At 48.7% G+C, this 21,209-nt stretch carries 15 protein-coding genes; 8 read left to right on the top strand and 7 right to left on the bottom strand.

The annotated features are described in order from the left end of the window. Window positions 1-62 precede the first annotated feature (62 nt). From IXB50_RS18655 to IXB50_RS18645, 3 genes are all read left to right on the top strand, one after another. Window positions 63-635, top strand: coding sequence for an oxygenase MpaB family protein (locus tag IXB50_RS18655; RefSeq protein WP_215610507.1), 573 nt, complete (start codon window positions 63-65; stop codon window positions 633-635). A 16-nt stretch (window positions 636-651) separates the two neighbouring features. Beyond that, a complete protein-coding gene (locus IXB50_RS18650; RefSeq protein ID WP_215610504.1) occupies window positions 652-1,335 on the top strand; it encodes an SAM-dependent methyltransferase in 684 nt (227 codons plus the stop codon). 99 nt (window positions 1,336-1,434) lie between these two features. After that, window positions 1,435-2,535, top strand: a complete 1,101-nt coding sequence (locus tag IXB50_RS18645) for an agmatine deiminase family protein (protein WP_215610503.1) — start codon at window positions 1,435-1,437, stop codon at window positions 2,533-2,535. 53 nt (window positions 2,536-2,588) lie between these two features. Here IXB50_RS18645 and IXB50_RS18640 read toward each other — a convergent pair whose 3' ends face one another. Further along, on the bottom strand, window positions 2,589-3,482 hold the full coding sequence (locus IXB50_RS18640) for a hypothetical protein (protein WP_215610502.1): 894 nt from the start codon (window positions 3,480-3,482) through the stop codon (window positions 2,589-2,591). 579 nt (window positions 3,483-4,061) lie between these two features. Between IXB50_RS18640 and IXB50_RS18635 the strand changes: the two genes are divergently transcribed. Continuing rightward, entirely contained in the window at window positions 4,062-4,475 is a 414-nt protein-coding gene (locus IXB50_RS18635) for a DUF302 domain-containing protein (RefSeq protein WP_407658825.1), read from the top strand. A 159-nt stretch (window positions 4,476-4,634) separates the two neighbouring features. Here IXB50_RS18635 and IXB50_RS18630 read toward each other — a convergent pair whose 3' ends face one another. From IXB50_RS18630 to hisH, 6 genes are all read right to left on the bottom strand, one after another. Then, on the bottom strand, window positions 4,635-8,576 hold the full coding sequence (locus IXB50_RS18630; protein WP_215610500.1) for a carbamoyltransferase C-terminal domain-containing protein: 3,942 nt from the start codon (window positions 8,574-8,576) through the stop codon (window positions 4,635-4,637). A 1,134-nt stretch (window positions 8,577-9,710) separates the two neighbouring features. Continuing rightward, window positions 9,711-11,135, bottom strand: a complete 1,425-nt coding sequence (locus tag IXB50_RS18620; protein ID WP_215610498.1) for an acyltransferase family protein — start codon at window positions 11,133-11,135, stop codon at window positions 9,711-9,713. Between the two features lie 138 nt (window positions 11,136-11,273). Continuing rightward, window positions 11,274-12,869, bottom strand: a complete 1,596-nt coding sequence (locus IXB50_RS18615) for a glycosyltransferase (protein ID WP_215610497.1) — start codon at window positions 12,867-12,869, stop codon at window positions 11,274-11,276. A gap of 613 nt (window positions 12,870-13,482) precedes the next feature. Further along, complete coding sequence (locus tag IXB50_RS18610; protein WP_215610496.1) at window positions 13,483-14,370, bottom strand: nucleoside monophosphate kinase; 888 nt, start codon at window positions 14,368-14,370, stop codon at window positions 13,483-13,485. A gap of 192 nt (window positions 14,371-14,562) precedes the next feature. Then, complete coding sequence (locus tag IXB50_RS18605) at window positions 14,563-15,267, bottom strand: M15 family metallopeptidase (RefSeq protein ID WP_215610495.1); 705 nt, start codon at window positions 15,265-15,267, stop codon at window positions 14,563-14,565. Beyond that, window positions 15,267-15,905: an imidazole glycerol phosphate synthase subunit HisH gene (gene hisH / locus IXB50_RS18600; RefSeq protein WP_215610506.1), complete on the bottom strand. Its 639-nt coding sequence runs from the start codon at window positions 15,903-15,905 to the stop codon at window positions 15,267-15,269. Before hisH ends, IXB50_RS18605 begins: the two co-directional genes overlap by 1 nt. Before the next feature lie 50 nt (window positions 15,906-15,955). Between hisH and IXB50_RS18595 the strand changes: the two genes are divergently transcribed. The 4 genes from IXB50_RS18595 (at window position 15,956) to IXB50_RS18580 (ending at window position 20,908) form a co-directional block, all read left to right on the top strand. Beyond that, window positions 15,956-16,471, top strand: coding sequence for a pyroglutamyl-peptidase I family protein (locus IXB50_RS18595; protein WP_215610494.1), 516 nt, complete (start codon window positions 15,956-15,958; stop codon window positions 16,469-16,471). Between the two features lie 207 nt (window positions 16,472-16,678). Then, a complete protein-coding gene (locus IXB50_RS18590) occupies window positions 16,679-18,025 on the top strand; it encodes a DUF3370 domain-containing protein (RefSeq protein ID WP_215610493.1) in 1,347 nt (448 codons plus the stop codon). Between the two features lie 259 nt (window positions 18,026-18,284). Further along, window positions 18,285-19,583 (top strand): response regulator, encoded by a 1,299-nt coding sequence (locus tag IXB50_RS22220; RefSeq protein WP_246564700.1) that lies wholly within the window; start codon window positions 18,285-18,287, stop codon window positions 19,581-19,583. Further along, window positions 19,583-20,908 (top strand): Hpt domain-containing protein, encoded by a 1,326-nt coding sequence (locus IXB50_RS18580; RefSeq protein WP_215610492.1) that lies wholly within the window; start codon window positions 19,583-19,585, stop codon window positions 20,906-20,908. Before IXB50_RS22220 ends, IXB50_RS18580 begins: the two co-directional genes overlap by 1 nt. The last annotated feature ends 301 nt before the right edge of the window (window positions 20,909-21,209 follow it).

The raw sequence follows: 21,209 nt of genomic DNA, 5'->3' as shown, positions 1-21,209 counted from the left end.
TCCAGTATGGCTGTAAATCCCTACTTTGAACTATTTGAGACGATACCAAGCTATGGCGAAAAATTAGTGACACTAACGAGAATAGCGACTACCTCTATGTGCTATCTACATTTATCTATGAGCCGGTGCGCTGGTGCGATCGCTTTGGTTGGCGATCTCTGAGCACCTTGGAAAAACAGGCCATGTATCACTTTTGGGTTGCCGTGGGGCAACGTATGGGCATTACCGATATCCCCGACTCCTATGATGCCTTTGAGCACTATAACCAGAGCTATGAACAGCAGCATTTTACCTATGCTGTAGCCAATCAGCGGGTGGCAGACGCAACTCGGGCCATGCTGTTGGGATGGTTTCCGATGGGGGTGCGATCGCTAGCCAACACAGCCATTCCAGCCTTGCTAGATGAGCCTCTTCTCAAGGCCTTAGGGTGGCAATCTGCACCGGCCCATCTAACCACCCTACTCGAAAATAGCCTCAAAATTCGCAGCCGGTTTCTCCGAAAACTCCCCCCTCGTTCCCTACCAGACTTCTTCGCTGACCAATCAATTCGTAGCTATCCTCAGGGCTATAAACTGACTGACATTGGTCCTCCGTCAATGCTGACAGATCTAAACTCTACCAATGAGAGAGAATAACCATTAGGAGATTTTTATGGCCATGCAGTTAGACAACGTAGTCCCGTTTGGTCGGTCGTTTGACGAATATGTGAGCATGTTTAACCTGATGGAGCCAGACCTGCAACAGTCTATATTGAGTGTGGCCGATGGGCCAGCGAGTTTTAATGCAGAAGGGACTCGTCTGGGCTATCGTATTAAATCGGTTGATCCACTCTATTGTTTTGAGTCTAGCGAAATCAAGCAGCGCTTTGATGCTGTTGTTGACAACATTATTTCTCAGATAGAAAGCACTCCAAATGACTGGGTTTGGGATTATCATCGCTCCCCAAGCAATCTTCGAAAAAATCGTGAAACTGCCCTCTACAAATTCTGTCAAGATTTTGAGCACAGCAATCATGACGGGCGCTATGAAGTAGGAGAACTGCCTCAGCTTAAATACGCGGACTCCAGCTATGGTCTGGGTCTCTGTTCCCATTTCCTGTTTCTCTACTCTGATCAGTTTGACCAATCTTTTCATCTAAACTCAATTCGCGAAATGCTACGACTATGCCGGGAAGTCCGCATTTTTCCTTTGCTTAGCCTCAATCTACAAACCTCCCCCCATTTAGAGTCTGTTATGGGCACCCTAAGGGAACTGGGCTATCGGTGTGAGATTCAGCCAGTTGCCTACGAACTCCAACGCAACGGCAACAAAATGCTCAAGATCACCCCCCCATAGTCAGCGGTTTGCCCCCTCTCTTTTCCTCGTTTCCCCCGTCTCCCATGCATCCCCTACCCACTTCCCATTGATACCCTAGCTTCACGCCCATTCCCAACCATGGTCACCAGACGACAACTCCTCCAAAACACTGCACTATTCACCGGAGGTTTACTCATGGGTTGCACCAATTCCAACACCCATACCGCTAGCCCATGGCGAATGCCCGATGAAGCCATGCCCCATGAGCGCACCTGGATGGCCTTTGGCGCAAGCGAACGTATCTGGGGACGACGGTTACTCCCAGAAGTACGCCGTAATTTAGTCACCATTGCTCACACCATTGCCCAATATGAGCCGGTTTCCATGCTGGTCAGGGCTGAAGATCATGATCTAGCTCACAATCTGTTGGGTGCCGCCGTTGAGTTAATTGTCTCGCCGTTGGACGATCTATGGATACGCGATACGGGACCACTGTTTGTGCTTTCTGAACAGGGTACAAAAGCAGGTATAAACTTCAATTTTAACGGCTGGGGTAGGAAACAAGTTTTTCAACAAGATGCGGCCATTGCCGAGTTTGTCACTCAACAAGCCAGCGCTGAGGTGATTAATACAAGTCTGGTATTAGAAGGTGGCTGTATCGAGGTAGATGGCCAGGGTACTGCCATTATTACCGAAAGCTGTGTGCTGAATGACAATCGCAATCCCGGCATTACCAAAGCGCAGTTTGAAGATCTACTGATGCCGCTGCTGGGGTTAGAAAAAATCATCTGGCTACCCGGTATAAAGGGCTATGACATCACCGATGGCCATACTGATTTTTATGCCCGTTTTGCTAAACCTGGTCTGGTGTTAGCCGGGTATGAACCCAATCCAGAGTATTTTGACCATGGGGTGACTCAACAACATTTAGAGATTCTGGAGGGGGCAACCGATGCCCAAGGTCAGCCTTTAGAGGTGATTGTGCTGGCAGCACCCAGCACAATCCGAGATACTTATGAAACCGAAGACTTTGCCGCTGGCTATATCGGTTTTTATGCCTGTAATCATGCCATTATCATGCAAGAATTTGGCGATGATCAGGCCGATCAGATGGCTCAGGCAGCCTTACAACAAGCCTTCCCTGAGCGAGAAATCATTGCCATTAACATTGATGGTATTGCCGCAGGCGGCGGCAGTATCCACTGTGCTACTCAGCAAGAGCCCAACCTGGTTGGGTAAAGAGCCCAGCCTGGTTGGGTAAAATGCCGCCCTAGACAATCTTCAAGCGAAAGCTATTGGCCGTAACCACTGACATTAACGAGTCGATAGCCATCGGCCACATACTGGTCAAACCGGTTCTGATACTGACTAGAGTTCATCCCATGACGGGCGACCCAGGCAGCACCGGACTGCCTTTCCCAAATGGCGGCATAGCGATTGCGATTGCCGACCTTGTAGCCACTGACGTTGACAAGGCGATAGCCCTCTGCAGTCAGTTCATCAAATTTGGCTTGATACTGACTAGAGGTCATGCCGTGGCGGGCGACCCAGGCAGGACCTGAGCGCTTTTCCCAAATGGCAGCGTAGCGAGCTTGGTTGCCCACACTGTAGCCGCTGACGTGAACGAGTCGATAACCATCGGCCACATATTGGTCAAACCGAGCCTGATACTGACTAGAGGTCATGCCATGACGGGCAACCCAGGCAGGACCCGAGCGCTTTTCCCAAATGGCGGCGTAGCGAGCTTGGTTGCCTACACTATAGCCACTGACATCCACCAGTCGATAACCATCGGCCACATAGCGGTCAAAGGCATTTTGATATTGCCTGGAGGTCATGCCATGACGGGCGACCCAGGCAGGACCCGAGCGCTTTTCCCAAATGGCGGCATAGCGAGCTTGGTTGCCGACACTGTAGCCACTGACATCCACCAAGCGATAGCCATCGGCCACATATTGATCAAACCGAGCCTGATACTGACTAGAGGTCATACCGTGACGGGCAACCCAGGCAGATTGGTGGGAGGTTTGTTGCCAGATGGCGGCATAGCGAGCGGTTGGACTGCTTTGGGCAACACAATGGGTGCAGGATGACGTTTCATCCAGGGCCGCTACCGGCAACGATACAAAGGGGGTTAAAAGGGTAGCTGCGCCAATAACGGCGGCTGTAATTTTGGCTAAAGACATGGGATGGGATTCCTTAAGGTGACGAGCAAATGGCTAAGGCATCAGGACATTTGCGATAGAACATAAACAAGTTAGAGAGTCATCATCAACTCTCCATAGGTTTTCTCCGTAGGTTTGTTTGAAGCACTATCCATCACTCACAGGCAAAGACCAGGAATTATGCAAATGGGCAAAAAATTCTATTTTTGGTTTGAGGGACAGAACAGACACAGCTGCTGCCCGATGCAGACAAATTCTGATGCAGACAAATTCTGATCCAGGGGGATCAACTTAATACGGGACGTTTTCTAGAAGATAGTAGTTGGTAGTTAGTCGTTAAACTCCAGTCAGGGACTAACCACCAACCACGAACCACGAACTTCCTTACCTGATCAGAATTTCCCGGCTTACGCGGATACCCCCAATAAGGCTGACCCGCAGGTTTTTGCCAGGTTTTGCCAGTATTAAGGCATCATTGTAGGCTGACAATAGTGTTCTAGCTCCCACCCCAAAACTATGCGCAATACGACAGCCATTGGCCTTGGGTTAATCACCCTATTCACAGGTCTAACCGTTGCTTATTTTTCACGTCAGCAGGCGATGGCTCAGGCCACAGCTCCCACGGGATTGATTCTTAAGGCCAGTCCCTACAGTGTGGAAGAAACGGAGACGCGGTTTAAGAAAATCCTGGAATCCAAAGGGTTGAGCCTATTTGCCACCGTTGACCATGCTGAAAATGCCTCAGGGGCTGGCCTTGAGCTGCGACCTACTCGCGTGGTCATTTTCGGTAATCCTAAGGTAGGGACGCCCTTGATGCAATGTCAGCAGACCATGGCTATTGATCTGCCGCAAAAGGTTCTGATTTGGGAAGATGAGCAGGGTGATGTACAGCTGGCCTATAATGACCCGCAGTATTTAGGGGGACGTCATCGCCTCAATGGCTGCGGTGTGGAAACCCTGAAAACAGTGTCCGGAGCGCTAAACAATTTGACGAATGCTGCGATCGCACCTTAAAAAACCATCCCGATGATTTGAAATTCGCAACTTAATCCCCTCCTGGGAGGGGCAACGGGGTGGGTTGGCCGTGAGTGCTAGCGATCGAAACCCACCCCGCCTTTCAGGCAACCCTCCCGAGGAGGGGATTAAGTTGAATACCTTATGAAATCCTCATTCCTAAGTCAAGTAAGCCGACAAACAAGTGGGTGTTGTTTTCGTTCTCAACTCAATAATCCCCTGGGTTTCAGATGACTTAGACAATAGGTGTTCTAAGTGCTGGCGATCGGTCGCTTGGGGAGGTTGAATACTTAGTTTCAACAACCCCTTGCAGATTAAATCCATGAGTTGAGCTTGGTTAGCCGGTGTTATAAACCGAGACCACTGAGGCGTTAATCGCTGAATGGTCTGTAGAGTTTCATACAAGTCCTGATTAATCTGATAAGTCGTAAAATAGGGATCATCAGGTACAAAAAGCTCTATCTGTTGCTTAACATTACCGAGGCCCGATTCTATTCGAAATCTCAGATTTGGCAACAGGGAAAGAAAATACTCATCTCGGTTAGAGGATTCTAACAACTGACGTTGCTGGAAATAACCCTCTACAAAATCAGAGATCGTCTGGGTGGGGTTATGAACTGTTCGACAGAAATAGGAGCCTGATGGTTGCTCAACCTGTCTTCGGATCAGAATATAACCAAAATTAACCGCCTGTAGACCAGCCTCATGGAAATTATTCAGCCAGTTTTCTAACTCAGTATTGTAAGCCTCTAAACTTTGGCCAAAGGGGGCATGGCTATGGGGTACCGAGAACAATACATCATCTCGATCAGCCGTGCATAACACTAGCTGATGGGCACGGCCACCACACCACCACTGGTCAAGTTTAGCCTGATAAGTTTGCACATCCACCAGATCCGTCACAATAAAGACGTGGCCTTGGGGTTTCAGATACTTGGCACTATCCCGGATGATGGCAGCAAGAATCTCTTCTCCGTTGGCTCCTCCATCGCGGAAACCTAGATCCCGTTTAGGACTGGGCACAAAGGGCGGATTTGCCAAAATCGTATCAAAGGTTTGACCCGTAACCGGTTGATACAAACTTCCCTGGTGAAACTGAATGTTACGGATATCATTGAGTTGGGCATTAAAGCGAGAAAAACGAATAGCCCGTGGATTCAGATCAACAGAGGTCACCGTCTGACCATAACGACTGGCGACTAATCCCTGGACACCACTGCCACAGCATAAATCGAGAACTGCCTCAACAGTATATCGAGGAGCCGTATAGACGAGTCCCTGGCTATCTGCACCGATATACATCACCGGACTTTCCGCCATGCTATCTTCTGGCAACAGCATGTATCGGTGATCCGTGGCGATGTAAAGGCCCTCCACACAAAATAGATCAACCCGTGACGACCATTGCTCTCCCCGTGGAATCAGCAGCCCCAATCGAACTAAAAGCTGTGTTAACTGCTCTCCAAATAGCTCACTTAAGCGAGCTTGGGGCAACGCCACCCGCAATAAAAAGAGACGAATTAAGTCATCCAGATTGCTTTGACCCAATTGATAACGGTCATAATAATGTAAGCGCGTGGGCTCAATGGATTGTAATGACTCCACCTCTAATTTTTGGCAAATTGTTGGCAACGTGTAATCTGCCCGTTGTAAACAGTTTCGCAATTCCCCCAACTGATGCCGCAATATAAATTCTGCATCTTCAAAAGCAGCCAGAGTCTGGCTACTCTCAGCAGGCAGGGAAGAATCTACAGTTCTCCCAGGGGAGAACGTATCAGCTAACTCAATGCCATATTGGGCCAGTTGGGTATGGGCCCATTGTATCTGTTGAGAAAGCTCGGCATGGGTCAAACACAGCTCGTGGCGAATTGTCTCCTGCCAATCAGGCTGCTTGGATAGTATGGCCATCAACAATTTGACCTGATCAAAGCTATACCCCCTGACGTTCTCCCCATTGAGCAACTGCTTAGGATTGCCTCCACTGACTTTAGACGCTAGTCGAACAGCACAACTAAAATTATGACTGCTCACGTTTGAGGTTGAATTAAGGTCTGATTTATGATTTGAAGCATGGTTAAGACGCTGCTGCACAAAGCCACTTTCCACTGCGAGATTAACAAGAGTAGATTTATTCAGCGGATCGAGTATCCATACGACATCCTGGGTCACCTTAGTATTGATCGGTCCGATCAAGGGGGAGTCAGGAAAGAGAACACTGGTTTCCTTATACCGTGCCCCCAGGGTAGAAAGCCGTTTCAATTCTGTTTCGCTCCAGGGGCAATTGGCCTGCTCCCCAAGAAATAGAGCCCGATCCAAGGTGGCCATCAGGTCAGTAACCGCTGGTTGATGAGGCGCTAGCCCCTGGGGAACCACTGCATCTCCAGTTTTGGATAAATGTTCGCCATAGTTTTGGACACGGACATGTTTTTTAGAAATCCAGACATTTTCAATGGCTAAATAGTCAATATCCGTATTCAAGAAGGTTTGAATTGCTTCTGCTGGAGTTTCGACAATGGGTTGTCCAGCCACATTGAAACTAGTATTGAGTAATACGGGGGGTCCCTGTCGGAGATCAACCAAACGGTGACAAAGCTGATGGAAGTAGGGATTATCCTGGGCTGTGACAGTTTGAACCCGTCCAGTGCCGTCAACATGGGTAACCGCCGGAATCTGTTGACGCATCTCTGGCTTGATCGGGGCAACCATCAGCATAAATGGCGATTGACCGTCCAGCTCAAAGACGTCACCTACATTTTCTAAAGGAATCACTGGGGCAAATGGCCGAAAAGCCTCACGGAATTTGACCCGAGCATTGATAATGTCTCGCATCCGCCGAAACGTTGGATCCGCCATAATGGAACGATGACCTAAGGCTCGAGGGCCATATTCAGCTCCCCCTTCAAATCGAGCAACAATGTGACCATTGGCCAGGGCTTGAGCACTGCGCTCTAACACCCCCTCGGGGGTAAGTTCTTCGAAATCAATGAGATCAGCAAATTGTTCTAGTGATTGATTGACCTGGGGCGGTTCATAGGCATGCCCTAAGGTGGCTTGGGTCAATGCCGGTCGTTTGCAACCGCCTTGTTGAGCATAGGCCCACAAAGCAGCCCCTGCCGCAATCCCACTATCACTAGCCGCTGGAAAAATAAAAATATCGTCTAAACCCAGCTCACTAAAGAGCCTGTAATTAGCAACCGAATTCAGGCCTACACCACCGGCAATACATAACTTCTTTAAGCCGGTCCGCTCCATTGCAACTTTAACAATGTGCTTAAGCGCCTTTTCTAGTTCATCCTGAATTTTATAGGCTAAATCGACTAAATAAGAACGCAAATAGGGTTTACCCTCGCCAGTATCATAGGTCTTTTCTAAAGCCGCTATCTCCAAAAAGATATCGTAGGGAGAAATTGATAGGCTGTAGCTATCTTCTACTGGTTTGATCCAGGGATAAAAATTAACCTGCTCCCCTCCGAAGGGGGCTAACCCCATGAGCTTACCCGCTTCTGCATGGCTCACGTTAGTATTTCCTAACTTGGAAACAAATCCAGCTTTGCGAGTGACATATTCATACAAAAAGCCTAGGGTAGATAGACCTGCTAAATGAGAGTCTACCGTCTCACTATGGAGAGTATGGAGACTGTGGCCATCACCTGCATAGAGAGTGTAGGATTCAGTACGATGCTCCTGGTCTATGGAACCAGTGGCATCAATCACGAGCACCAGTGCCTGATCAAAACCAGATGGCCAGTAGGCCGAGTAAGCATGGGCGAGATGATGGCTGGGAATGGCCATCACCTTGTCAGCAATGTCAGCAGGCAACGTATTCCGCATAATGGTAGGCGCAAAATCATGCCCTGGCATATTAGCGGTAACGGTCGCTAAATCATCGAGGGTAATACCACAGCTATCTAAACAGTAGCGAATAGCTTCATGGGGGGGTTGCATACGTGCCGTCACTCCAGGTGACTGCAGCATGAAACCGATACTATATTTTTGCCGATCTAAGCGCTCTTGTTCGATCGCCACCAAAATCTCACCATCTTTAACAATGGCAGCTGATCGCTCATGACTAAGATTGAGTCCAAGAAAATACTGGGACATTTCTATACACCCTAATGAATGGAAGTGGTGTCGTTATTGATCCTCGGGTTCTTGGCTCGAACATACTGACATAAAGCAAGATTTACAGATCGCGCCCTTCCCTAAATCGACAACGACAAAATTGTTTTTAATGCGATATGGCTCCGACTTTTTTTGTGGAGTTCTTATGATGACAATAGCATCTGTAGTAGCAAAAAGAGTGAAATTTTCCGTATATTCCCAGAAGGTACGTCAAAAATCGACCATAATAGTCTAAAGAGAAAGGTATTTTAAAGCACCAAAAGACGTAAATTTTAAGCGGATTTAGCAATTTTTAAAATCTGTTGGAAGTAAAATCTTTTGCTAAATTTATGACAAGACGGTATGGTGATGACTATTAGGAACAGAAAGACTGCGTAAGCACTTAGATTTAATTAAGTTGTTTTTGTACTATAGCTAGTCTTATGTCGGTAGGCATGGAGTAGTACATTGCTATTCCGTAATGCAAGTCCCTGCTGATATTGATGATTCCTTATTTGAGAATCTCTCTCCGAAAGTTGATTCATATGGCAAGAGTCCTATTAAAAAGTAAAGTCAACAGATGTCATGGCTATGGTTGAAAATCTGTTGAAAATCCCTAAACGCCATAGAAAAAAGGGGGGAAAGTAGTTAGCACTACTCTCCCCCTTTTTGTTAGACAGTCAGTCAGGCTTAACTCACAAACAGAAAGCTGTCAGGATTTGCACCACCGGCACCCTGCACATTGGCGATGGCATCACCAGACTCAGTGAAAATAAACAGATCCGTACCTGCGGCAGTAATTTATCCGGTCAGAACCGCTTGTACCTTGCAAGAAGTCGTTTCCACTCGTACCGAAAACATCATTGGACTCAACATTAGAGTTAAGCGAAGTGAGATTCATGGGGAACAGCTCATTAACAAATTACTGTTGGTAATTTAACGGAGGTTGCTTGCTGTCCCCTAAGCAAACCCTGAGAGTCTGCTTTGTTTCGATGAGAGTTTCTTGTTACTGACTAGGCAAACCCTGAGATTTGCCTGAGGTTTTTAAGGATTATCGTTACAAAAGACTCAGTATTGGGAGCAGGGATGAGCCCCTGCCCCTCCTAAAGATTGATTTTAATGGGGCGTGTGGAGCTAACGTCTGGCCATCACCGTTGGTGCCATCAGCTGCAACTGCTCCTGACTAACCCAGCGAGTCTGCTGGTCATTGGCGATTTTGCATAAATAATAGTTGCCATCATCCAGCAAAACTTCTACAGCTTGAACAGTCCACTGTTGATCAAGATAGCGGACCGTATCCCCGACTGAGGGCACCCAGCTGGGGATGGCAACAGCGGGTTTGCGAGCTAGCAAATAGTCAATGTCTTGCCATAGGAGGCGCAGGGCTCTTTGTAGTAGAGGTGTGACGGCATCAGCAATGGCGGCGAGGATTAGGGTGCCGAGGATCATCAAGGGAAGTGCGATCGCATACCTCACACCATCCCCCTGAACCACCAGCCCCAATGTCCGGTCTACCACAAAATTATGGATCAAGAAAAAGCTATAGCTGTACTTACCTAAACTCAGTGCTAAGTGATGACTCCATCGAGCTGTCGTTAACCAGCGGCACACCACCATGCACACTAGCGTTAGCCCCAAAGGCACCAACAGATCACAGACTAGCCAGCCCAGTTTGTAAAACTGACAAATAAATCCCACACCATAAAGTAACGTACCGACCTGTAACGCTTTGGCTTGAGACCAAAAGAGCACACCACGACCATGCTTATAGGCCTGGGCCGCGACCATGCCAATCACAAAGGTACTTAACTTAGCCAACAGCACATAAAACGGCAGGGGACCATGGGCCGTATCAAGCATGGTATAAGTCGGCTGTCCGCCAAAGACATAGGTGGCCAAGGCCCGGTAACCCAGGGTGACCACGAGACTGATCACCACCAAGTTGCGTCCTCCCCAGCGATACATCAACCGATGCAATACCGGGAAGCACAAGGTAAAACTCAAGATCAACGGAATAAACCACCAGGGACCGCTAATGGGTAATAAGAGACTACCGTGATAGTCAAACAACAACGGAAACGTAGACGCGGCAAACAGATTCCAAGTGGGGGGAATATAACTTTGGGTAGCCGCACCCACGACCCACAAAATCGGATAAGCGAGCAACGCCACTGTCCAAAATGGCCACAGTAAACGCGATAGACGTTTTTGCCAAAAAGCTAACCAGTCAAAGGAGCGCTGTCGGGTAGCCAGCATCAGGCTAAACCCACTTAACAAAACAAATACATCGACAAACTGAAACCCAAATAGGGCGGGAGTCCCCAACAAATGGATCCAGCCCGACAGAGTGGTGAGAGAATTTACCTCGGGAATCAGCTGTTGTAAATTGTGAAATAGGCCTGTGGGCTGTGGAGTATAGCGATACTGGGTAAACAGCAACTGCGCGTGGTAAAGCAAGATCATGACGGCAGCAAACATGCGTAATCCGTCTAGCCAGGCAAGGCGCTGTACCGTCGCTGAGCGTTTCAACGCTGATGAACGACTAAAACGACGAGTCATAGTAGGTGTGAGCGTAAAAGTTGTTTTCTAAAAGTGTGGTTTGAAACAATGTGGTTTAAAGCTGTTACGCAAGGGACACTATTAACGGCTGTGATCAACCATCTTGCCCAAACAAACATTATTCAGATATAGATTGCTTTAAAGCCTGGCTGTTTCAGGCAAGGCGTAGACCTTTTCAAAGTTGGCAACAGCGGGAGCCACATCCCGTGGAGTGACCACCCAGTCGGTTTTTCCATGGAGGTGATCATAGAGTGCGACCACTGCGATCATATTCTTAAACAAAGAATAGAACGGTGTGAGCAGGGCATATTGCAAAAAGTAATACCCCGGATAGTGACAATATCCAACCTTGGCCGTTACCAACAGTTTATAAACACTGCTCAAAAAGGTAATGACTGTCGCTGATAACAAAAACAAATTATCAGTGAAATTAATGGTTCCCATCACCAGCCAGCTGCTCAAGACAATGGGTAAAATTTGCACCGACAAAATCGGAAATATCTCTCGGTAATATAGCAAGTGGGTCCACACTAGCTTTTGACCAAAGGTGAGCTGGGACGATTTCCAAAATCGCTTTTGATAACGCAGGCTAACTTCTAGCCATCCCTGGGACCAGCGCTTGCGCTGGGACCAAAAAGCGCCCACACGGTTAGGAGCCAGCTCTGTCACCGTAATGCTGCGATCGTGGACAATGCGATACCCCTGTAGCAGAGTACGTATTGAGGCATCAATATCTTCAGTCAGCATGGTGGGATTAAATCGGATCTGCTTGAGTACCGATGTGCGCCAGTAGCCATTCGATCCGCCAAACAAGGCCGTATCCACCATCAACGACTTGGCAGAATGACTGACACCATAGATGGACTCAAACTCGACCGCAACCAGACGGGTCAGCAGATTTTCACCCCGGTTACGAATCATATTGCGCCCCTGCACCACATCATAACCATTGTTAATCCATCGGTTCGCCCGCTCAAAACAGTCTGGAGCCGGGTGATGGTCCGCATCTAGAATGCAGGTGATGTCGCCGGTCACGATATTGAGGGCTGCATTAATATTTTCGGCTTTAGAATGGCTACCCTTTACCCGGTAGGGCCGAAAGTTAGGGTATCTTCTAGCCAGTTGTGACAATGTGTGCTCAATGGGCAGCGCCACAGGGGTGTTATAGGCCAGAATGACTTCTAGGCCAGCTGCAGGCTGATGCACGCGATTGAGCAGATGGTCAATCGTTTCTAAAATAATGTTCTGTTCATTGGGCAAATAGGCCGCCACGATAAACGAACAGCGGGGCAGAGGCTTGGTCTCAATCGGTAAATCCGCCCCTCTAATGCCAAGGCCCTGCTTTAGTCGATGCTTAAAGGTATCAGGGGGCGATAGGGAAAAGGGCGATTGTCCAGCAAAGCGGGGTTGTCCAGCAAGGCGGGATTGTCCAGCAAGGCGGGATTGTCCCGTCAAGCGGGGTTGTCCCGTCAAGCGGGGTTGCCCCGCAAACCGTCGCCAAACGGCTGCGGTAGACTCGGCAATCAACATGGCTGCACTGGTTAAATATAGGATAACCAGTGAGAAATGTAGCCATTTTAACGAGAGGTTACCTAACGTCAGGCTGTAGTAGCAAACAATGGTCGGCAGCCCGATTAGAAGCACATTTAGAAAAATCAGCTTGCTGGCAATTTGCCAACGCACACTCTTAAATCGCAAGGATTTGCGATCGCGTCTATTATTTTTATTCTGCATATAGCACCCCTCTGCAGGTGTCCGATCAAACGTTGAACAATCGTTGAAGCACAAACACGCCGCCTAGTCGCCATACAAGTGCATGACTTGCAGCCCAAAAGCTGCTCAAACGTAAGCCAGGAAATCGCCAAAACACGTTGCTGATCAATACACCAAATCAACTTTTTTTGATGAATTTCGTGACTTGACTGCCAATTCTAACCCAATGTTAAGCGTATGTTAACTTCTGTGTGTACGGACATTGGGCAACGATATGGAATGCTTATCAAAGCAGGGGGTTATTTTATTGACTCGGTAGGACTCTACTTTCGGAGCTTCGGAGAAATATATCGGGATACAAATGTAATGCTGCAAACAGCAATGTCAGTATCGATAAGAACAAGAGACATATGACGTTTAACTAAATTGCTTCTTGTCGCTGTTGGCGAAGGAACGTGAGAAAATCTTTCTCGTTAAGGATTTTATAAGGTCCAGAAATATTGGATTTGGAGAGGCGTTCCATGGAACGCCTGTACGTGAAGAAATAGGTTTAATTGAATCCTTGTTCCTTAGCCTAAATTTAATTGCCGCCATTAATCATTGGGAGGATTGTTTTTATCCCATTTGTGATACATCACTCCAAAAAGCGTGTTAGCGCAGCATTGTATACCTGATAAGGTTTTACCCCTGTCAACGTCTCCATCAGTTCGCCATCTTTAAAAAACATAACTGCTGGCATCCCCTTCAGCCCAAACCGCTTAGGCACCTGCTTATTCGCATCAAAGTCTATTTTTCTCACATTGACGCGTTCCTTATAAGTCTCTGCTAGCTGATCGATCAATGGAGTTACCAGTTTGCAAGAACCACACCAAGACGCCATGCAATCTACCACCAACAGAGATTCTTTTTCCAAAAGAGAATCTAGCTCTGACTCATCTTGAATAAAACCAGCGGCTCCGGTTTCCTCCTCAAATAACTCAGCCAATGTCTGGGTTATCTCCTCAGCAGACAGGCTAGCATTGATTTTTGATAGCTGTTGCTGCTGCTGATAATAGTCGAGTAAAGGTGCGGTCTCTTCCTGATGGCGAGCCAACCGACGACGAATTGCCGGAATGGGTTCATACTCCCCCTCGGCTGTCAGTCGGTTTATCAACAGTCCAGTCATCGCCCTCAGATAAGCAACCGTTGCCACAGGCTGACCCACCTTTGCTAAAAACTCATTCAGTCCCTGGGCCTGAGTTAGCGTGCGGGGAAAGCCATCCAAAACCCAGCCCTGCAGCATGACATCCGGTTGCTCAAACCGCTTGCGGAGTAGCTTCATGACCAAAGCATCAGGCACCAGCTCACCTGCTTCCACATAGGGGCGTGCCTCAATGCCAGTGGCAGACTCCTTAGCGATTGCCTCACGGATAAGCTGACCCATGGATACTTGGGGAATATGCCAGCGTTTGGACAGGGTGACCGCCTGTTCCTTTACCCCGGCACCGGGAGGTCCTAAAAGGATAAGCTGCTTGAATTCCATGGATAAACCCTTGTAAATCGAAACGTTGACTGTTTTAGCAGACCTGCAGATGCCCCAGGTTAAATGGCTTGCGTCCAACGGTCTACACCTACAGGTCACTAGTATGTTTCAGGTGTCCATGATGGCCCCATTTTTATGCTTATTCTTTTAGATTTGGCCTGGATGCATCTGCTTGCATGGGGGACCCAATCCTTACTCAGCCCGACCGTAGCGAGCCACGCCATCTGGGTCGCTATCAGTGATTCCTAACCAGGCCCACATTTGATCCCCCAGGGAAAAGTGCCACCACTCATTGGGATGCTGACGAAAACCGACCGCCTGCATCGCCTCTGACAACAGGGTGCGATGCTGATGAAATAGCTTCCCATCCGGTTTATCAGCAAAGTAATTAGGGTAGGACCGCTCCGAGATTTCATCAATCGCAGCCCCCATGTCTACTACCCGTTGCAGTTCGTTCACTAACGTGATGTCGATGGCCGCTCCAGTGCTGTGGGGGGGTGGGGTCGCGATATCGTCGCTGGGGGCCGCCCAAAACTGATACACCTTTTGGCGCAATTTCTCTTTGGGGGGAGTCTGCCCAGCTGGATGGTCACTTTGCCAGGCTGCTAACAGTTGTTCATAGGTGTAGTCCACCATAAACTGTTGCACCGCAATGGGACGATAGGCATCAAAAATTTGGATTTGCCAGCCGGGCTTTTGCTCCTGCAGATGTGCTTGAGCCTGGAGCAGGGCACGCAGTACCCCCTCCCGCACATAGTAAGGAGAACGCTCCCCATAGGGAGCCCCCAGCACTGCATAGGGATGGGGATCGACCACAGCGAACTGGTTCAAGGGAATTGGCACCAGAGGTTCGCCGCACTCCTGGATCGGAATCCGTTGATAGGGTTTAGCCATCATTAACCAACGGCAACGGGTTGTTTCACCATTTCTACAAAGTTGGCTAGCAGCTGTAGCCCTGTTCTGGCAGACTTCTCGGGGTGAAACTGGACTGCCATCAGATTATCTTTGGTGACAGCGGCTGTGACCGTTTGACTGCCGTGGGTGACTGTGGCCGCAACAATGGATGGATCGGTGGTTTCTGCATAGTAGGAGTGGACAAAGTAGACCCATTCGTTGGAGGCAATGGTGGCCCATAGAGGGTGGTCGGACTGGGTCAGCTGCAGTTGGTTCCAACCCATGTGGGGAATGGTGATATCGGGCTCTGGCTTAAACTTGCGCAGGGTGCCTTTAAGTACCCCAATGCCGGGTTCAACGCCTTCTTCGGAGGCTTCAAACAAGAGCTGTAGGCCAACACAAATACCGAGAAAGGGTTTGCCGCTGGCGATTACGTCACGAATGGGTTGAACCAGGTTGCGATCGCACAAATGCCGCATGGCTGGATCAAAGGCCCCCACCCCTGGCAGCACCACACCATCTGCTTGATGTAGTACGTCCGGTTGATCAGTGACTATCGGCGTAGCTCCAGCAAACTCTAATCCCTTGCAGGCAGAGTGCAGATTACCCATGTCGTAATCAATCACAGCGATAGTTGGCATAGTCATTCTGGTAGGTGGCGACTGCTCTATACTATCGGCTTGACAGAAGGATGGGTAAAAATGTGGCATTACCAATTTTGATCACTAGCTTTCGTCCGTGGAAAGCGCATCAGGGATTGAACAGTAGCGACGTGTTACTGACCCAGGTGGCAGCAAAATTGCCTGACAACGTGATTTGCCTGCGCTGGTTGCCGGTTAATTTTGACCTGGCCCCCATGCAGGTGATGAGTCACATTGTTCAATACCTGCCAAAGGTGGTGATCTGCTGTGGCATGGCAGAAAACCGTAAAACGCTGACGGTGGAGCAATGGGGCACCTATAAAGACCAACGATTGGCTACCCCCATTGATCTACAAACCCTGATCCAGAAAACAATTTATACCCACATCAGCTACGATGCCGGAGACTTTGTTTGTAACCGTCTCTATTATCGAGTACTACACCATTTACAACATCAATCCGCCGCCGCCCTATTTGTGCACGTACCGGTGATCACCCCCGCCAATCAGGCGGTGCTTGAGTTCGATTTTCTGAAAATTGTTGATCATTTAAATCGGAGAGAATGATTCTCCGGTATGATCCCCAATGCTCACTCATCTTTTACAGTGGCTGAGCGTAGGAGCTGTTAAGAAACTACTTCATGGTTTAAACCTGAAAGGCTTGTTAAGCCAGGATTTAAATAAACAAAGCCATGATTTTAATTTTTAACAAGCCCGTCGTCGTTCGCGAAGCGTCTCCACCGGAGTTAGCCTGCCCCCCTGCTGGATCAGCCCATGTTCCCCCTGCCTATCACCCTTCCCATCGCCCAAACCCCTGCGCCCCAACAGATCGTTCGTCCCCAAGACGTCAGACCACTCCCGGCTCAGTTAGATACAATCCCTGTGTTTAACAGCAACAGCCCTGAACTGATCGGCGAACCGGGGATTTTGCTATCGACGTTTCCCCCTGGGGGCATGGCAACGCCAGAGGCCCATCTCGACTTTGCCTTTGAGGGACGGTTTGATATGTTTGCCCACCATGTTTACAAGGCCACGGATCCCGACGATCTGCGGTCGATGTACGTGGCAGTTTTAGTCCATAACCCTGGGGTAGAAACAGTCACGGTGAATGTGCTGGCAGGGGCTAGCTACCTGAGTCAGCCGGATGCACCGTTTATGCAATTGCCTAGTGAGGTGCCGTTTTCACCGCGCGCTCCGGTTTTTGCTGGACCGGGCAGTCGGGTGATGGGCGATCTGATTCAGGGCCATCGCCAAGCAACCCTACCGTCCCAGTTGGTGATTCCCCCTGGGGCCAATGCGTTATTGATCAATGCGCCGATCCCGGTGGCTGAGTTTGATCCGCCGATCAATGGTCGCTCTACGCTGATCGAGCTGGATAGTAGTGGTCCGGTCTATGTGGCCAGTCTGGCGGAGTCGGCCAATGTGGATGGTAATGAGACTGAGATTGCCCCCACCCTGGCTCAGTGGGAAACGATTTTGGAGAATTCGGGCTTAGCTGGGCCGCGCGATCGCATCCCCACCCCCATTACCGACAATCCAGAACAGGTGATCTACGGTCGGGTCGCTGGTGTGGCCCAGGGTGCCAGCTGGACTGCGACCGTCACCGATACTGATAACACTGATTTCCTCACAATCCCAACGTCAGGGCAAGCCTTTTCCTATGGCATCAGTACCTTATATGTGGGGCAACTAGGCACTGACCAAAACCAAAGCGCGTCCATGCTGGTGCGATATGACGACACCGCCTACCAGGCCCACGGCAACTATGGTGTAGCCTACAACCTTTCGTTCCCCCTCTATAACCCAACTGACGCTCCCCAAACCGTCACCGTCACCTTTGAAACCCCGATCAAAGAAGACGAACTATCCACAGAGGGGCTGCAGTTTTTTGAAACGCCACCCAACCGCACCTTTTTTAGAGGTCCGATCCAAGTCAAATACCGCGATGATGACGGATTACCCCGCATTCGCAATCTCCATCTGGTGCAGCTGCGAGGACAACGGGGCAATCCTCTAACAACCGTTACCTTGGCACCCCAGGAAAAACGACGAGTAGAGATAACGGTGCGCTACCCCCCCGACTCCACCCCACCCCAAGTACTGACGATTCAAACTCAATAACCAGGCCAAAGGTTCCCAGACCCATGCGATACCGTCATTTTATTTTCTGAAAAACGCAATTAATATTACTTTAAATGACTTTGATGGCTTGAATCAGTATAACTTGCGAGTTATGCTCGTAACGAAAGACACAGGTGCATTTATCCCCTATTTCACTAGATATTACTTTTCCCAACTGGTGAATGTTGGCTCTATTTTTTAATGAGACTTTGACCATAGTCTGTACTCAGCCCTCCTCGGTGTAGGGCAGCGCGCGAGCATGTCACACAAATCAATCATTGACGAGCTAGACCAGAAAATTCAGCGAGCAAAAGATAGCTTATTTACTGGAGTTCTAGCGATCGGAATCAACAATCAGGTTGAATGGTTTTTCTATTTTCTCGTTGGACAAATTGTATGGGCCAATGCCCATACCCATTCAAAACGTCGTTGGCATCGACAATTCCTTAAATACTCGTCCCACTTAAACCGACAAACGATCAAAGAGATTGCGCATCAGGCTCAAAATTATAAAACTGTGGCGCAGTTGGTAATGCACCAAAAGTTTAGCCGAGAGCACTTTTCTAAGATTGTTAGGGGCTGCATCTCTGAAGTGCTGTTTGATGTTATTCACAGTGCCACCCTGACAGCTCACACATCTGAGTCACCCTTGATCTATAAGGTTAGTACCCGTAATGGAGCTAATTTCCCCTGCATTGGCCTGCACCGTGAGCCGATTTGGGAACAGGTTCAGCAAGACTGGCAAAACTGGCAACAGGCCAATCTAGTGGGCTATTGTCCAAATCTAGCCCCTGTCATTACTCGGCCTGAGATTTTAAAGGAGCGGACGTCATCAGACACATTTGATGCCTTGAGATATTTGGCCAATGGGACACAAACCCTACGAGATCTAGCTGTCAATACACAACAGCCGCTGGTGGCCCTAACTCAGTCATTGGTCCCCCACATGCGGCGAGATTTGATTAAATTGGTCCATGTGGATGACCTGTCCTTAAAGAATCATCCCCAGAAACAGATAGCAACATCTCCGCCAAAAATTTCTGAACCAAATTTCTCTCCAGCCAGGGTGAAATTAAATTCCAAAGAGTTAGCCTTGGCCAGCTGTCCTTCCACTCAGAAAGGAATCAATCATGGCCCTGTCATCACCTATATCGACGATAATCCTGTCGATAGTCAATCCATGGCTGAAATTTTTCAAGGCTCAGGCTATCGCTATGTCAACATCGCTGATCCGCTAAAGGCTCTTCCCAAACTGATAGAGCTTAAACCTCAGCTGATTTTCCTCGATCTGGTCATGCCAGTGGTCAATGGTTATGAGCTATGCGCCCAGATTCGACGAGTTTCCAGGTTAAAAGAGGTACCTGTCATCATTATGACTAATAACAATGGCATTCCCGATCGGGTGCGAGCCAAAGTTGTTGGTGCTAGTGGTTTTCTAGGCAAGCCCATTCAAGCGAAACAGGTTCTAAAGGTGGTTATCAAGCATTTGCAAACCAGCCCTGCCACCCCCATCAGACAGCCTTACTTCTCCAGGTTAACGCCCTCGGTGGTTTCCTAATGATTGCTAATCAAATAGCCCCTCCCCCAACCTTTCTCCAAGAAGCCTCCCAGCTACTCCAACAAATAGACGCAGAGCTCCCAACCCTGAGGCAAAACTTTAGCATTCAAAAAGCGCATACCCTGATGCGGTTGACCCATACCCTGAAAGGAGCGGCGGCAACTGTCGGACTAGATGCGATCAAAACCACCACCCAAACCCTCGAAAATGCTTTTAAGGCACTATGCGTGCCAGACGCCAAACTAACATCTGTGGTCGAGGGGTTGATTTTTGATAGTTATGATTGTCTCAAGTTATTGTTCTCAGTCCAGCTAAACAAGACTGCCATCAGTGAGTTTGATATTTTGGAGCGGATGACGGGCATTGTCTCCAAGCTTCAGGAAAATTTAGGTGATCAGTTTGGTCAAGATGGCCAATTGCCTACGTCCACACAATTGGGTGTGGATGTGACGCAATCAATTTTTGAAAGCGGTGTGACCGAATACCTGGATGAGTTGGAGCATGCTCTGGAGATTTCTGATGCAGCGATTCTCACCGATCTGTTACAGGCTCAGGCCGACGTCTTTGTCGGGTTGGCAGAGTCCCTGAGGCTACCAGGATTTGGTGACATCGCCCAAGCTACATTGGTAGCTTTACAACAACAGCCCGTTCAAGTGGTGACCATTGCCCAATTAGCCCTCGTTGATTATCGTGCTGGCCAAGCGGCTGTACTCCAAGGAGATCGGACCCAGGGGGGGACCCCCAGTACGGCATTAAAACAGCTGGGGCATGAGCCTATTGCTCTGAAAAAAAGCTGGATTAGGAACCTCTGGAAATGGCTAAATCAACCTATTTCCCTTCCCCGTTGGTCACCTCAGTCTAAAAATACTCAGAACAGTCAAATTATTCCATTAGTGGCCAAGATACAGCCACTGAACACGGTCTTTCATCACTGTCGCCAGGTTCTCAATGAGTGCACCCAACAGCAAGGGAAACCCGTGGATGTGCAAGTAAAAGGAGGTGAGGTCCTAGTCGATCAAACCCTGCTCAATTCACTATATGCCCCCCTTTTACATCTGGTTCGCCATGCCTTTGAGCAGGATATTGAAATCCCTGCCGTGCGTCGGCAACAGGGCAAGTCAACAGTGGGCACTATTCAGCTGGCGGCTAGACAAGTAGAAGACTGTTTAGTGATATGCATTTGGAATGATGGGTGTGGATCAAATCCAAACCTCATTTGTAAACAGCTACAGCCTCAGATAAAGGCTCTACTAGGAAAAATTACGGTTACCCATCGTCCTCAAAGGGGAACCTGCTTTACGCTGAGACTGCCGACTGAGCTTTGATGAGTAATCCCATATCGTGCCTCCCTGTACAGCTACTCAAACCTGAAAATTTCGATTGGTTTGGGAATCAGCTTATATTAATGGTATTGCTCTGATTTGACCAGGTGGCTAAGAATATCGAAATGGGCTCTGCTAAGCAGCTTCGCATCAATTTACTGGGCCATTTTCGACTGACATTTGATAACGAAATTATTACAGGGTTGCAAGCCGATAGATATCAATCCTTATTGGCCTATTTCATTCTATGTGCACAAACGCCTCAACCCAGGGGCCAGGTTGCCAGCGTATTTTGGCCAGAGAC

Origin of the sequence: Leptothoe spongobia TAU-MAC 1115, assembly GCF_018739885.1 — a bacterium.
Classification (GTDB): Bacteria; Cyanobacteriota; Cyanobacteriia; order Phormidesmidales; family Phormidesmidaceae; genus Leptothoe; species Leptothoe spongobia.
Note: the sequence above shows the minus strand (reverse complement) of the source record. Positions and strands in the feature narration are given on the sequence as shown.